Origin of the sequence: Hyphomonas sp., assembly GCF_022844445.1 — a bacterium.
GTDB lineage: Bacteria > Pseudomonadota > Alphaproteobacteria > Caulobacterales > Hyphomonadaceae > Hyphomonas.
This window is the reverse complement of sequence record NZ_JALHLS010000006.1, coordinates 116,241-130,251: the sequence shown is the minus strand read 5'-3', so window position 1 is coordinate 130,251 and position 14,011 is coordinate 116,241. Positions and strand designations below refer to the sequence as shown.

11 protein-coding genes are annotated in these 14,011 nt (G+C 64.3%); 7 read left to right on the top strand and 4 right to left on the bottom strand.

Annotated features, from left to right (window positions below):
- Position 1 precedes the first annotated feature (1 nt).
- Entirely contained in the window at positions 2 to 898 is an 897-nt protein-coding gene (locus Q0C17_RS08905; protein WP_291204627.1) for a LysR family transcriptional regulator, read from the bottom strand.
- A gap of 176 nt (positions 899 to 1,074) precedes the next feature.
- Between Q0C17_RS08905 and Q0C17_RS08900 the strand changes: the two genes are divergently transcribed.
- Both Q0C17_RS08900 and Q0C17_RS08895 read left to right on the top strand, forming a co-directional pair.
- Positions 1,075 to 1,602 (top strand): hypothetical protein, encoded by a 528-nt coding sequence (locus tag Q0C17_RS08900; protein ID WP_291204623.1) that lies wholly within the window; start codon positions 1,075 to 1,077, stop codon positions 1,600 to 1,602.
- Between the two features lie 87 nt (positions 1,603 to 1,689).
- On the top strand, positions 1,690 to 2,148 hold the full coding sequence (locus Q0C17_RS08895) for a YHS domain-containing (seleno)protein (RefSeq protein ID WP_291204620.1): 459 nt from the start codon (positions 1,690 to 1,692) through the stop codon (positions 2,146 to 2,148).
- 301 nt (positions 2,149 to 2,449) lie between these two features.
- Here Q0C17_RS08895 and Q0C17_RS08890 read toward each other — a convergent pair whose 3' ends face one another.
- Positions 2,450 to 2,605 carry a hypothetical protein gene (locus tag Q0C17_RS08890; protein WP_291204617.1) on the bottom strand — a complete coding sequence of 52 codons (156 nt, stop codon included), beginning with the start codon at positions 2,603 to 2,605 and terminating at the stop codon, positions 2,450 to 2,452.
- Between the two features lie 103 nt (positions 2,606 to 2,708).
- On the bottom strand, positions 2,709 to 3,626 hold the full coding sequence (gene nudC / locus Q0C17_RS08885) for an NAD(+) diphosphatase (RefSeq protein ID WP_291204614.1): 918 nt from the start codon (positions 3,624 to 3,626) through the stop codon (positions 2,709 to 2,711).
- 116 nt (positions 3,627 to 3,742) lie between these two features.
- Between nudC and Q0C17_RS08880 the strand changes: the two genes are divergently transcribed.
- The gene (locus Q0C17_RS08880; RefSeq protein WP_291204611.1) at positions 3,743 to 5,932 is read left to right on the top strand and encodes a beta-propeller domain-containing protein; all 2,190 of its coding nucleotides are present in this window, start codon (positions 3,743 to 3,745) and stop codon (positions 5,930 to 5,932) included.
- Positions 5,933 to 5,947: 15 nt separating this feature from the next.
- Here Q0C17_RS08880 and Q0C17_RS08875 read toward each other — a convergent pair whose 3' ends face one another.
- Entirely contained in the window at positions 5,948 to 9,643 is a 3,696-nt protein-coding gene (locus tag Q0C17_RS08875) for a peptidoglycan-binding protein (RefSeq protein WP_291204608.1), read from the bottom strand.
- 254 nt (positions 9,644 to 9,897) lie between these two features.
- Here Q0C17_RS08875 and Q0C17_RS08870 point away from each other — a divergent pair, with 254 nt between their 5' ends.
- The 4 genes from Q0C17_RS08870 to Q0C17_RS08855 all read left to right on the top strand — a co-directional run bounded on the left by Q0C17_RS08870 (position 9,898) and on the right by Q0C17_RS08855 (position 13,999).
- Positions 9,898 to 10,380 carry a MerR family DNA-binding transcriptional regulator gene (locus Q0C17_RS08870; RefSeq protein WP_291204606.1) on the top strand — a complete coding sequence of 161 codons (483 nt, stop codon included), beginning with the start codon at positions 9,898 to 9,900 and terminating at the stop codon, positions 10,378 to 10,380.
- 109 nt (positions 10,381 to 10,489) lie between these two features.
- Positions 10,490 to 12,274 carry an acyl-CoA dehydrogenase C-terminal domain-containing protein gene (locus Q0C17_RS08865; RefSeq protein WP_291204603.1) on the top strand — a complete coding sequence of 595 codons (1,785 nt, stop codon included), beginning with the start codon at positions 10,490 to 10,492 and terminating at the stop codon, positions 12,272 to 12,274.
- Between the two features lie 109 nt (positions 12,275 to 12,383).
- A complete protein-coding gene (locus Q0C17_RS08860) occupies positions 12,384 to 13,559 on the top strand; it encodes an acyl-CoA dehydrogenase family protein (RefSeq protein WP_291204601.1) in 1,176 nt (391 codons plus the stop codon).
- Between the two features lie 5 nt (positions 13,560 to 13,564).
- Positions 13,565 to 13,999 (top strand): PaaI family thioesterase, encoded by a 435-nt coding sequence (locus tag Q0C17_RS08855; protein WP_291204598.1) that lies wholly within the window; start codon positions 13,565 to 13,567, stop codon positions 13,997 to 13,999.
- Positions 14,000 to 14,011: the final 12 nt, after the last annotated feature.

Here is a 14,011-nt window from a genome sequence, read left to right as displayed (position 1 = left end):
ATCAGCTGTGCGCCACCTCCAGCCGCGTCAGACTGCACGCGGCGGCAATCGCAGGCTCAGCATGGTCGATGAACAGCTTCGCCTTGCCGCGCAGCTTGCCCGAACTCCAAACCGCATGGATCGCGAGGCTCGGCCCGTGCCAGTCCGGCAGCACACGGACGAGACGGATCTCGCCGGTGCATTCGGAGGCAAGCCAGGCCGGCGCGAGGAAGAGGCCCAGCCCGCCGGCAGCCGCTTCGAGCAGCGTCTCGCCCGAAGATGCGCGGAACGGTCCGTCGACTTTCGCTTCCACCGTCTCGTTGCCCTTGCGCAACTCCCAGGTCGGCTGCCGGCTGTGACGGAACACGACCGCATCATGCGCGGCAAGGTCATCGGGATGCTGCGGTGTGCCGCGCCGGTCGAGATAGGACTGCGAGGCCCACAGCACCTGCGGCGCTTCGCCGACCTTCTTTGCCATCAGGCTCGAGTCGCGCAGCTCGCCGAGACGGAAGGCGATGTCGACACCTTCCGCAACGAGATCCGTGATCGCGTCGTCGGAGATCAGGTCGATGCGGATGTTCGGCCAGGCGCCGAGGAAGCTGGTGGCAGCCGGCGCCACTACGCGCCGCCCGAAGGAATGCGAACACGAGATACGCAGCAGGCCGACCGGCTGATGCTCCAGTCCGCGCGCCTCGGCTTCTGCTTCGTCATACTCGGTGAGGATATCTGTCGCGCGTTTGTAGAAGCGGGTGCCTGCCTCGGTCAGGCTCAGCGCACGGGTCGTCCGTTGGAAGAGGGTCGTGCCGAGGCTCTCCTCCAGATCCTGGACCCGGCGCGAGACCGTTGGCTGTCCCAGTTCGAGATCGGCGGCTGCGCGCGAGAAGCTGCCCGCATCCGCAACGCGAATGAAAAGGCGCATTGCATCAATCCGGTCCAAGAACATCCCCCTTATGCAGAATACGCATGAACATAGGATATGTCCGCGCGATCCGCGAGGGGACGCCTCACGCAGGCGTGAAGCCGCCTCACAAAGGCGTGCTTAGTCGCGCCGCAGCTGCGGTGGCATATGCGGCCGGACAGAGGGACACACCAGACATGACACGCCATCTGCGCACCTATGCGCCCATCGCCTATTCAATCACCGCCGCTGCCGTCTTCCTCGACAGCCTCCGCTTCAAGTTCACCAATGCGCCGGAGACGCAGACCATCTTCGGCAAGCTCGATAGCTGGGCGGCCAGCTTCGGCGCGGGCGGCCTCTTCGCGCAGACGGGCCTCTTCAGCCAGTACGTCATCGGCTCGGCAGAACTCATAGCGGCGGCGTTTCTTCTCGCCAGCCTTGTGCCCGCGCTCAAACGCCTGCGCATCATCGGCGCGCTCATCGCCGCCGCCGTGATGAGCGGCGCCGTCGGCTTCCATCTCTTAACGCCTCTCGGCATTGATCCGAACGATGATGGAGGCGGCCTGTTCGCCATGGCGGTCGTCGTCTGGCTCTCTTCGGTTGCCATGCTGATCGCGGGGCGCAGCGTGCTCGGCGAACTCGCCGGCTCCATCACGCGCGTGCTTTTCCCGCGTGACGCACGCTCAGCCCTTCAGGGACCGATTCCGCCCCCTCAGCGGCCCTGATCCGCTGGCCGCGGCGGCGCGCCGCCCCTTCGCATCGCCGCAGGGGCCAGTTTATTTCTTCAACCCCGAAAGTGGAAACCTGATCCCATGAACCTCCGTACAATCCTCGCCGCCGCCGCCATCGCCGTGGCGCCCGCCATGCTTCTCCCGCCCGTCGCGGCGGCCGAACCGCCGATCTACACCAGCGCCTTCGACGACATCGCGGTGCAAGGCTACGATCCGGTCGCCTACTTTGCTGAGGGCAAGCCGGTAAAAGGCACGAAGGCATTCGCCACGACCTGGAACGGCGCTGAGTTCCGCTTCGCAAGTGCAGCGAACCGCGACGCTTTCAAAAAAAACCCGGAAGCCTACGCGCCGCAATACGGCGGCTACTGCGCCTGGGCGGTCAGCCAGGGCTACACCGCGAAGGGCGATGCGAAGCACTGGAAGATCGTCGGCGGTAAACTGTATCTCAACTACAACACTTCCGTACAAAAGAAGTGGGAAGGGGATATCCCGGGCTTCATCTCGGCCGCAAACACCAACTGGCCGGACGTGATCAACTAGAAAATGGCGATTCCGGCTCAGGCGGCGCCCGCGCAGATCCTGCCGGCACCGTTGCGTTTGAGCGCGAAGGACGGGCGGCGCGAAGGCGTCGGCATGAGCGCGAAATGCGGGGCGGTGAGGGCGGAGGATGCGCCGTCAGAGGGGCATCGACGCGGTTATTCGCGGACCGGGATGGCCAAGGAATCCGAGCGCTGCGCGCCCTCATCCGGCGCTTGAACTCTCGCGGCAAATTCCTTGAAAATACAAAAGAAAAAGGGCGAGCTTGCGCTCGCCCTTTTGTATTTTGAAGTCGTCCGTAGACTTACTTCTTCTTCGCTTTTGCGGCCGGCTTTTTGGCCGGAGCAGCTTTGGCGGTTTTAGCGGCCGGCTTTTTCGCGGCGGCTTTCGGCGCAGCTTTTTTCACGGCAGGTTTTTTTGCGGCGGGTTTTTTCGCAGCAGGTTTTTTTGCAACAGCCATCTTCGATCTCCTTTGAGTGGCTCGCCAATAATATCGTGATTCGCGGGAATGCAACTCCTAAAATTCATTTTTCAGGCGAGTTCCTGTAACCGTCCGTACACGGTCAATCGTCCCGTTCGGCCCAAACCTTCAATATATGATGGGCAATTGCAGAAGATGGCGGGCAAAAAAGTTCGGCATGCTTGCCTGAAAGAATTTCTCTCATTTCGGCGCGCGGAACCCATCGGGCGCTCTCGAGTTCCTTGGAGTCGATGTTGATCTCCTCCGTTTGGGCCGGAAGGATGAAGCCCATCATCAGCGAAGAGGGGAATGGCCAGGGCTGGCAGGCGACATATTCTGCCGTCGCAGGGTCGCACACGATGCCCGCTTCCTCGAAAAGTTCGCGCGCAGCCGCCTGTTCGATCGTCTCTCCCGGTTCGCAGAAGCCCGCGAGGCAGGACATGAAACCAGCCGGCCAGAATTTCTGGCGCCCGATGAGCGCCTTGCCATCTTTCACCGCCAGCATGATCGCCACAGGGTCGGTGCGCGGGAAATGTTCGGTGCCGCACGCGGTGCACTGCGCCTTCCAGCCCGCATCGGTGATGCCATTCTTGCCGCCGCACTTCGCGCAGTGTCCGTGCGAGGCATGCCAGAGGAAAAGGCTGCGCGCGGTTGAGGCGCAGTTGGCATCCATCGCGGGCAGGCGCGCGGCGGCCTGGCGGAAATCGGTGAACTCGCCGATGCCTTCGATCAGCGAGCCGGCCAGTTCGAACTTCGCCGGCAGCTCGACCGCGAACACCGGCGCACCCGCCTTGTCCTCACCCAGGAAGAGGCGCGGCGAGCCCGGCGAGATGCGCTCTGTCTCCGGTCCCATCCAGACCAGGCCGCCATCGCGGCCAATCAGCGGCGCGCCGTCGCGCAGCAGCAGGATCAGCACGTCGTTGCGCCTGAAAGCATCTTCAAGCCAGGCTTCATTCGTGCGGCGATGGGCGGCACGGTCGATGGGCTTGGCGGCGAGGGGCATGTCATTCGAGTTCGTCATGGCCTTCGCACTAATCCGGTTTTCGCCGCGAGGGAACATCCCTGTGCCAAACCCGTGCCTTTACTCCGCCCAAGTCTGGTGTGCTTACTCGGCTCTCAGACAGGGAGGGGAGTCCCATGAAATTGATGTCCGCTGCGAGCCTCGCGGTGCTGGTGATGACGGCGGCTGCCTGCACCACGCCGCGCACGAAGACGATGGAAGTGCAGGCGCAAACCCTGGCGCCGGCGGTGGCGGTGAACCGGTTTGCCGATCTCAAGCTCGCCGAACCGGACCGCAATGTGCCGGCCTATGCCGACACCGCGCTCGATCCGCTGCGCGCGCCCACGCTGACGCGCTTCAACAGCGAAGCGGAGTTCCTCTCCTGGCTGACACTGGTGCGCGAGGCCGCGTCGCAGCGCGGGGTCCACAACTGGCGCGACATGCCGGTGGCGATGTCCGCGCCAACCGGCGTGATGGACAGCGCCGCGATGTCGCCGCCGCCTCCGCCGCCGCCCGCGATGGCGATGGAAAGCGCGGCACCGGAAGAGGTCGTCATCACGGGATCGACGATCCCTGCCGACCCGTCGAATCCCGAGATCACCAACAACCAGAAAGCCGGCGTCGACGAAGGCGGCATCGTCAAGCAGATCGGCAACCATCTCGTCGTCCTGCAGGACGGCCGCCTCTTCGTCACCGACCTGATGCCCGGCGGTGAGCCCGGCCTGAAGCTCACGGACCGCGCCAACGTCTACCGCTCCGACCAGGAAGATACCTGGTATGACGAGATGCTGGTCGCGGGAAGGACGATCCTCGTGACCGGTTATTCCTACGGCGAGAATGCGAGCGAGTTCACTGTGCTCAAGCTCGGCGCGGACGGGAAGGTGACGCGCGAGGCGACCTTCTACATCTCCTCGGACGATTACTATTCGGGCAGCAACTATGCCTCGCGGATGATCGACGGGAAGCTCGTCATCCATACGCCGATCTTCACGTCCGGGCGCGGCTGGTGGGACGCGTTCGATCCGCCGGAGATCCGCGAGTGGCGCAAGGAAGGTCCCGAAGGCGAGCGCGAGCATGTGCGCGGGCGTCCGCTGTTCCGCGCCGAGGACATCTGGATGCCGGTACAGCGCCTGCTTGAGCCGGTGATCCATACGGTAACAGTCTGCGATATCTCCGGGGCGACGGATTCTTCTGCGCCGCTGTGCGAGTCGACCGCGATCGTCGGCACAGAGTTCCATGAATTCCTGGTCACCAAGGATGCCTTCTGGCTCTGGATGAATCCGGGCTGGGCGGAAATGTCGAGCGAGTCCGATGGGCGTTATCAGGCCTGCCCTGAGCGGAGTGGGCACGCGCCGGTGCGCGAGATCGCGACATCCGCGCTCGTGAAGCTGCCGATCAGTGGCGACATGCCTTCGGTGCTAAGTGTGCGGGGCATGCCGCAGAACCAGTTCTCGATGGACATGGATGCCGGAACTTTCCGCGCAGTAGTCGACTGGCAGTCAGCCGCTTGTCCCGTCGGCTGGAGCACGCCGGCGACGCTGACGTTCTTCGATGCACCCATGTCAGCGTTCACGAACACGTTCACGGACGCGCCGGGCGGACGCTATGTGCCGCTGCCGTCGCCGGGAGCGTCGAGCTACGAGGCGCGGTTCACCGAGAAGCACCTTGTCTATGGCGCGCGTGAAGGATGGGGCACCTGGGCGCCCGGCCAAGGCGAAGCGGTGCGCGACGATGCCCGCGCCATCATCGTCCCGGTCGACAATCCGTCCTGGCCGGTCACCGTCAGCGTCCCGCATGACGTGATCCGGGCCGAGCGCGCCGGTCCCTACATGGCGCTCACCGGCTACCGCGACTACAAGGGCCTCAGCGTCTCGCTCATCGACCTGCGCCTTGAGGAGCCGGCGGTCGCCAGCACCTTGGTGATGGAGAACCGATACGAGAGCGAGAACCGCAGCCACTCGTTCAACAGCCGCATCGGCGCCGACGGCAAGGGCCTCATCGCGCTGCCGACCGTCTCGCGCTCGGAGGAATCTGAACGCTGGTGGTGGTGGTCATCGAGTTCGGATCTCAGCTACCTTGAGACCGACGCTGCGGGCAAGCTCTCCAAGGCCGGCGAGCTGATCGCCACGCGCCGCGACCCGGAACTGGAAAGCGCCACAGGCTATGAGTGCGAAGTTTCCTGTGTGGACTGGTACGGCAATGCCCGCCCGATCTTCACCGGCGGCCGCGTCATCGCGCTGGTCAATTCCGAACTGATCGAAGGCGTCCACGAGAGCGGAACGGTCCGCGAGATCCGCCGCATCGACCTGACCGCAAAGCCGGACTAGCGCCCGGCGGATGCCTCAGCTCCGGCGCGTGCCGCCGGCCCGTGCGTTCAGGTGATCGACGAGTTCCGGCGTGATCGTGCCGGTCACTTCGAGGCCTTCCGCAGTCTGGTAGTCGGCAATCGCATCAGCCGTGCGCGGGCCGATCACGCCGTCCGGCGTGCCGGCGCCATAGCCGAGACGTCCGAGCGCGGTCTGCACGGCCTGCACCTGCAGCGGGTTGCCGGTGTTCCAGCGCTGCGCGCCGAAGCGGCCATTGGCAAGGGCGACCGGTGTCGCGGCCTTCCACTTGCCGGCCTTTTCGATGGCGTCGATCGACTCCGTCATCGGCAGGCGGGTGCGCAGGTTGGCGACTTCCTGTTCGGCGCCGGTGTCGCCCGCACGCGCCGCGATCTGGAACCAGAAGAGAGCCGTTGCGAGGTCCTGCGGCGTGCCGATGCCTTCGGCGTGGACGACGCCGAGATTGTACTGCGCGTCGACGTGTCCCGCCTGGCCCGCTTCATGGAACCAGGTCACGGCATCGGCTTCCGACTTTGCGCCGCCTTCGCCTTCGGCGAGGAACAGGGCGTAGTCGTACATCGCATTGACGTGTCCGGCTTCGGCGGCCTTCTGGATGAGGTTGCGGGCCTCGATCATGTCCTTGTCGACGCCCTGGCCGCGCTCATAGAGTTTACCAAGTTCGTACTGCGCGGGCGCGATGCCCTTCTGCGCGGCGCGGCGCAGGAACGAAGCGGCGGTCTCGAGATCGCCTTCCGACATCCGCACCTGCGCGTACTGGTACTGGGCGACTGCGTTGCCGGCATTGGCTTCGGCTTCGACGGTGACCACCGACGGAATCGGCGGGAAGCTGCCATCACCGCGCACAGCGCCCTTGGCGGCCGTGTAGATACCGTCCGGTTCCGGGGTCAGCATTGCGGACAGTTCCGCGGGCTTCAGCGAGGGCGGGCTGCCCGCATCGATAGCTTCGGCAGCGCTGACGATGGAGCGGATGGCGGCTTCTTCCGGCGTCAGGTCGGCGGCGGGTTTTGATGCCAGCTTCACCGCCGGCTTCGCAGCGGGCTTCGGCGCGACGGCGGGTTTCTTCTCCGGGATTACTGGCTGGACCGAGGCGAGCAACGGGGCGGGCTCCGGCGTTTCCGCTTTCGCGGAAGCGGCTTTCGCCAGGGCCATGATGTCGTCCGGCGCCGGAGCAGCTTCCGCCGTATCGATCTCGCCGAACAGGGTATCGGCCACCAGCGGCGCTTCATCCTCGAACAGCATCTGCTCGGCATCCACCGGGGCCGTCTTGCTCGCGGCGGCCAGTGTCGTCGCAGCGGCGGCGCCGGTCATCGGATCGACATAGGTGTCGACCGGGCCGGACAGCGTCGGTGTCACTGGCTGCTTGCCGCGCAGGTAGAGATAGCCGCCGACACCGGCGCCGGTGATCGCGACTGCAGAGGCGGCGAGCAGCAGCGGCACTTTCGATCCGTTGCCCTTGGTCTTGGCTTCAGCCGGCAGCGGCGCTGCGCGCGGCTTGGAGCGGGCCGGCGCCTCGGAGGCGGCCAATGCGGCGCGGCGGGCGCGCGCCAGGTAGTCGGCGGTTTTTTCGTCTTCGGTTGCATCGAGCGGGGCAAGCGGCGCGGTCTCGGCCTGCGTGCGGGCGAAGTCCGGCTCGTTGTCGAAGATGTCCGACTCGCGCGTTTCGGTATGGCTGTTCTCAAGGTTGTCCTCGACCATGTCGAACCCGTCGAGTTCGGACACCGGGTCAAAGCCGCGAGCATCGTCGAGATCTTCTTCCGGTTCGGTCACAGTCGTCTGCGACGGCTCAAGCGGTTGCAACACCGCCTCCCGTGCGGGTTCGGAGAACGCTTCGTCTTCCTCGAGCGGCGCGTCTGCAGCCGACAGCATGCGCTCGCCGGCGGCGCGGATCGCATCGAAGTCGGACTTGTACGGGCTCTCGGTCGAGGGCGTCTCGACAACTTCCCAACCCGCGAAACCGGCTTCGAATTCGTCGGCGTCATTGATGTCGCTATAGCGCGGCGTCTGAGGCACGGGTGCAGCGTCGATTTCGGCTTCGAACATCGAGGCGGATTCAAACTCGGCCTCGTGCGCGCCGCTGAACATGCCGTCATCGTCAATCGTGTCGTCGAACTCTGACGGCAGAACGGGCATCGTCTCGACATGCGGCGGCGATGTGAAAGCTTCGAGATTTTCGAGGCGTGTTGCGAGCGCGGCAATGGCGCGCTGCACCGGGGAGAGCGACTCTGAGGACTGTGCGTTCATCCGCTCGAGGCGTTCGGAGACACCGGCGAGCGCGTCGGAGAGACGCGCATCGGAGGCCTGACGCATGCCGTCGATGTCCTGGGCCAGCGCGGTCAGCGCTTCGTCCTGGCGTTTCTGAAGGCGCACGGCAGCGACGGTGACCTGCTCGCCGACCTGCTCGATCGCTTCAGCGCTGCGCAGTTCGCTCTCTTCGATCCGGTCTTCGACGTGGGCTGCGAGCGCATCGATGCGCTCGGCGACCTGCGTGCCGAGTCGGCCGATCTCTTCCTGCACGGTCGCAGTCATGTCCGCCGGATCGCGCGCTTCGACTTCGGCGAGGCGGGCCTTCAGTTCACTGACTTCCGCCTTCAGACGCTCTTCAATCCGCTCGTCCTGGCTGGCCGCGGCCTGGGCAATCTCGGTCGCCATCTCGAGGCGGGCATTGTCCACGGCGCTGCGCACCGAGCGGGTGAGGTCTTCGAAGCGTGCTTCGAATTCCTGCTTCAGGCGTCCTGCAAGTTCCGGATCAACCTGACTGGCCACCGCTTCGATCCGCTCATCGAGATGGGCGAACGTCGTCTCGAGGCTCTTGAGCGCGGTGTCGGTGCTGGTCTCGGCCCGGTTCAGGCGTTCCTGAATCCGCAGCAGCGTCGATTCCATCGAGTTCAGCGCACCGGATACATCCGCCTCCACGGCGCTGAGGCGCTCCTCGGACTGGCCGGACGCGGCGAGGCGGTCCTGCACCTGCGACTCGAGGGTGTTCATCCGCTCGGCCAGGACGCGGGCTGTGCCTTCGGCGCGAAGCTCGGCCTGCTCGACGGCGCGTTCAACGCGGGCTGCAGCTTCCGAGAGCGTTCGGTCAACGCGCGACTCCATGCCTTCAACGCGGTCGGTGAGATCGGTGAAGCCCGATTCGATCCGGCCCTTGATGGCGACGGTTTCGTTCTGGGTAAGCTCGGCTTCCTCATAGACATGCGTGGCCAGCTTGCCGAGCGCGCCTTCGAGCGCCTTCAGCGCTTCGACATTGTGATGGTTGCGGTCGTCCTGTTCGAGGCGGCGCACTTTCGTCTGCAGCGTCTCGTGCGTCTGGCGCATCTCGTCGATCAGGCCTTCGACATGGCCGGCAATGGCCACGGTGGTCTGTTCGGAGTTCTGAAGGCGGGCGACGAGGCCGTTGATCGTGTGGTCTATGCCGTTGATGGCGAGGGTTGAGCGCGCCTCGGTGGCTTCGATGCGGCGGGTCAGCCGGTCAAGTGCGGCTGCCGAATCAGGCGTGTGAATGGGCGGCGGCGGGGGCGCGCCGGTGCGGCGGGTATAAGAGTAGGAGGTTTCGCCCGGCTGGGGTTCTTCCACCATGGTCAGCAGGCGGTTGAGATACTCCCCCAGGGTGATGCCCTCGGCCAGTGCCGCTTCACGAGCCGCTTCGCGCGCCCGCTGGTCGGTGCTGAACTTGCTCCATCCGGTCTGGCTCATACGCCCGCTCCTCACGCTGCCGCTCCCTCCCGTCAGGTTAAGGGAAGGGCCGCAATTATTTACACCTCGCCAGAATTGACCGGCGTCCGTTAAGGCCGCGTTAAAGGTAAGATTCTGCGTGGGTTTCCCGCGTGGGGCGTGCGGGTCACTGTCTTTCCCTTCGCGTAAGCGGAAATTTACGTTGACGTTCGCGTAAAGGCGCGATTAGAACGCGTTATAAGAAGTCTGCAGACTCGAACGGAGGAGCCAACGTCATGCAACATCGTACAATCACGTCCATTTCTGCCGCCGATTCCCGCACCTATACAATTTCCGAGCTTGCCCGGGAGTTCGGGGTGACGCCGCGCGCGCTGCGTTTCTATGAAGACAAAGACATGCTGCATCCTGCCCGTGACGGCATGATGCGCCTGTATTCCAACCGCGACCGGGCCCGGCTGACGATCATCGTCCGCCTGAAGCGCCTCGGCCTGCCGCTCGCCGACATCCGCGAGATCCTGGACCTTTATGCCCTCAACGACGGCAAGCGCGCCCAGACCAAGATGATGCTGGAGAAGTTCCGCAAGCAGGCCGCCGAGCTGGAAGTCCAGCGCGGCGACATCGAAACGGCGCTGACCGAACTCTATAAAGGCATCGAGTGGCTGGAAGACCTCGTCTCCAACAACGGCGCTTCGGAAGAGACCAAGCGTCAGGCCGCCGCCTATGAGCAGGTCGCTCGCAAGCAACTCGACGAAGTCTGAGTTTCTGCTACCGATAAAATTGTAGATTAGCAGGCGTGTTGGAATGACTTTTCCAACACGCTTTGCCATTCAAGGCCGCAAACATCCCGTTTGAGAGGAGCCTATCCCGATGCCGCGTTATGACGCCCCCGTCCGTGACATGCAGTTCGTGCTGCACGAAGTGCTGCAACTCCAGAACTATTCGAACCTTCCCGGCTTTGCCGAGGCGACCCCAGAGACGATCGACCAGATCCTCGAGGAAGGCGCCAAGTTCGCCAAGAACGTCCTGTTCCCGCTGAACGCTGTCGGCGACCGCCAGGGCTGCAAGCGCAATGCGGATGCCAGCGTGAAGACGCCGGACGGTTTCCCGGATGCCTACAAGCAGCTCGTCGAGAATGGCTGGCCGCTCCTGTCGGCGCACCCTGAAATGGGCGGGCAGGGTCTGCCGCACGCCGTCAACATCGCCTGGACTGAGATGGTTTCGGCTTCGAACATGGCCTTCGGCATGTATCCGGGCCTGACCCACGGGGCCTACCAGGCGCTGATGGCGGGCGGTTCGGATGAACTGAAAGCCAAGTATGGCCCCAAGATGGCCTCGGCGGAATGGGCCGGTACGATGAACCTGACCGAGCCGCATTGCGGCACCGATCTCGGGCTGATGAAGACGAAAGCCGTTCCGCAAGGCGATGGCACCTACAAGATCACCGGCCAGAAGATCTGGATCTCCGGCGGCGAGCAGGACCTGACCGAGAACATCATCCACCTTGTCCTCGCCCGGATCGAAGGCGCCCCGGAAGGCATCAAGGGCGTCTCGCTCTTCGTCGTCCCGAAATACCTCGTCAATGATGACGGCACCCTCGGTGCGCGCAACGCAGCCAGCTGCGGCGGCCTCGAAGAGAAGATGGGCATCCACGGCAACGCGACCTGCGTGATGAACTATGATGGCGCGACCGGCTGGCTCGTCGGCGATGAGCACAAGGGCATGCGCACCATGTTCGTGATGATGAACGAAGCCCGCCTGGGGGTCGGCCTGCAGGGTCTGTCGCAAGCCGAGGTCGCCTATCAGAACGCGCTCGACTTCGCGAAGGACCGCGTCCAGGGCCGCTCGCTGACCGGCACCAAGGCGCCGGAGAAGCCCGCAGATCCGATTATCGTGCACCCGGACGTGCGCCGCATGCTGCTGGAGCAGAAAGCCTTCATCGAGGGTGCCCGTGCCTTTGCCTACTGGGCCGCCTTCCAGGGCGATCTCGAGCACAAGTCGCCCGACGAGAAGGTGCGCGAGAAGGCCGGCGACTACATGGCCCTGCTGACACCGGTGGTGAAAGCCTATCTCACGCATAAGGGGTACGAGAGCGCCAACCTCGGCCTGCAGGTGCACGGCGGGTCGGGCTTTACGCGCGAGTGGGGCCTCGAGCAGATCGTGCGCGATTGCCGCATCACCCTCATCTATGAAGGCACCAACGGCGTGCAGGCGCTCGACCTTGTCGGCCGCAAGCTCGGCGCCAATGGCGGGCGTGCGGTATTCAGCTTCTTCGCCGAAATCGACGAGTTCGTCGCGTCCGCCGAAGCGATCCCTGGCATGGAGCCCTACCTTGAGGGCCTGAAGACCGCCCGCGCTCAGCTTCAGGACGGCACAATGTGGCTGATGCAGAACGGTATGAGCGACTTCAACAATGCCGGCGCCTCCAGCCATGACTATCTGCACCTGATGGGCCTGACCGCCCTGGCCTACATGTGGGCCCGCATGGCCAAGCTGTCCCTGGAGAAGGGCGAGACGAAAGATCCGTTCTACGCCGCCAAGCTCGCCACGGGCCGCTACTTCGTCGAACGCATGTTGCCGGACACCGCCGCCCACCTCGCGAAGGTTAAGACGGGTTCGGCGGCGATGATGGCAGTCAGCGAAGCGCAGTTCTGATACATTCCTGACGCTGCGGTACGGATGGCGAAACCGGACCGCAGCGACTACATCCTGACGTGAACGTAAGCGGCAACCCGCGTGCCGCGCCCGGCCTGGAGATTGCCCGATGCAGACAAGTCCCCTCAACGTCCCGAAGTCCGCCTGGCGGCAGGATGAGGAACTCGACATTTTCGCCGATGCCGTCGGCCAGTTCTTCGAAAAGGAATGCGCCCCGCATGTGCCCGCCTGGCGCAAGGCCGGCGTGGTGCCGCGCGAGATCTGGAGGAAAGCCGGCGAGATGGGCCTGCTCGGCGCCTCCGTGCCGGAAGAGTATGGCGGCGCGGGCGGGGACTTCCGCCACGAGGCCATCATCATCGAACAGCAGCAGTGGAAGGGCATCGACGGGTTCGGCATCACGCTGCACAACGCCATCATCGCCCCCTACATCACCGCCTACGGCACCGAGGAACAGAAGCGCCGCTGGCTGCCGAAGATCTGCTCGGGCGAAATCGTCACCGCGATCGCGATGACCGAGCCGGGCGCGGGCTCGGACCTGCAGAACATCAAGACGACCGCCAAGCGTGACGGCAACGAATATGTCGTCAATGGCTCGAAGACCTTCATCTCGAACGGCCAGACCGCCAACCTCATTCTCGTCTGCGCCAAGACCGACCCGACCAAGGGCGCCAAGGGCATCTCGATCGTCTGTGTCGAGACAGACCCTGTCGAAGGCGAAGGCGGCTTCCGCCGCGGCCGCAACCTGGACAAGGTCGGCCAACATGCGGCCGATACCTCCGAGCTGTTCTTTGACGAGGTCCGCGTGCCGGCGACGCACCTCCTCGGCGACGAGGAAGGCAAGGGCTTCATCCAGCTGATGCAGAAGTTGCCGCAGGAGCGGCATATCATCGGCCTGCAGGGTATCGGCATGATCGAACGTGCGATCCACGAGACGGTCGCTTATGTGAAGGGCCGCAAGGCCTTTGGCGGCACGATCTGGGATTTCCAGAACACGCAGTTCAAACTGGCCGAGTGCAAGACCGAGGCGACCGTGGCCAAGGTGTTCATGGATCACTGCACGGAATTGCTGCTGCAGGACAAGCTCGACGCGGCCACTGCGTCGATGTCGAAGTACTGGGTCTCGGACCTCCAGTGCAAGATCATCGACGAGTGCCTGCAGCTGCATGGCGGCTTCGGCTACATGGACGAGTATCCCATCGCCCAGATGTATGCCGATGCCCGCGTCCAGCGCATCTATGGCGGCGCCAACGAAGTGATGAAAATGCTGATCGCGAGGACGCTGTAGAGGCAATGCCTGACCGTCACCTCCTTCGTGACGTCTTTCCGAGCCCTGCGAGGAGCTCGGTCTCCCTCGGCTTTGAACTGCTTGAGCTGGACGCGAAGGCGATGACCACGCGCGTCCGGTTCAATGGCAGTCCCGAATTCACCAATCCTGCCGGCTATATCCAGGGTGGCTATCTCGTCGCCATGATGGATGACGCCATCGGCATGCTGACGACCGTGAAGGCCGGCACGTCGAAATATCCGTCTACGGTGGACATGCATACGCACTTCCTCCGCCCCGTCCGCACAGGCCCCATCGAAGTGGCGGCCCGCTTACGCAATATCGGCCGCGCGATGGTTTTCGCAGAGGCCGACCTCTTCGACTCGCGCGGCAAGGAAGCCGCGCGCGCCACCGCCTCCCTGACACTCAACCCGGTCAAAGCACCGGCGACCCCATCCTGATCCCCCGAAAGG

Coding starts and splice junctions, on each gene's coding strand:
- Q0C17_RS08905 (WP_291204627.1), bottom strand. CDS start 898: ATGCGCCTTTTCATTCGCGTTGCGGATGCGGGCAGCTTCTCGCGCGCA.
- Q0C17_RS08900 (WP_291204623.1), top strand. CDS start 1,075: ATGACACGCCATCTGCGCACCTATGCGCCCATCGCCTATTCAATCACC.
- Q0C17_RS08895 (WP_291204620.1), top strand. CDS start 1,690: ATGAACCTCCGTACAATCCTCGCCGCCGCCGCCATCGCCGTGGCGCCC.
- Q0C17_RS08890 (WP_291204617.1), bottom strand. CDS start 2,605: ATGGCTGTTGCAAAAAAACCTGCTGCGAAAAAACCCGCCGCAAAAAAA.
- nudC (WP_291204614.1), bottom strand. CDS start 3,626: ATGACGAACTCGAATGACATGCCCCTCGCCGCCAAGCCCATCGACCGT.
- Q0C17_RS08880 (WP_291204611.1), top strand. CDS start 3,743: ATGAAATTGATGTCCGCTGCGAGCCTCGCGGTGCTGGTGATGACGGCG.
- Q0C17_RS08875 (WP_291204608.1), bottom strand. CDS start 9,643: ATGAGCCAGACCGGATGGAGCAAGTTCAGCACCGACCAGCGGGCGCGC.
- Q0C17_RS08870 (WP_291204606.1), top strand. CDS start 9,898: ATGCAACATCGTACAATCACGTCCATTTCTGCCGCCGATTCCCGCACC.
- Q0C17_RS08865 (WP_291204603.1), top strand. CDS start 10,490: ATGCCGCGTTATGACGCCCCCGTCCGTGACATGCAGTTCGTGCTGCAC.
- Q0C17_RS08860 (WP_291204601.1), top strand. CDS start 12,384: ATGCAGACAAGTCCCCTCAACGTCCCGAAGTCCGCCTGGCGGCAGGAT.
- Q0C17_RS08855 (WP_291204598.1), top strand. CDS start 13,565: ATGCCTGACCGTCACCTCCTTCGTGACGTCTTTCCGAGCCCTGCGAGG.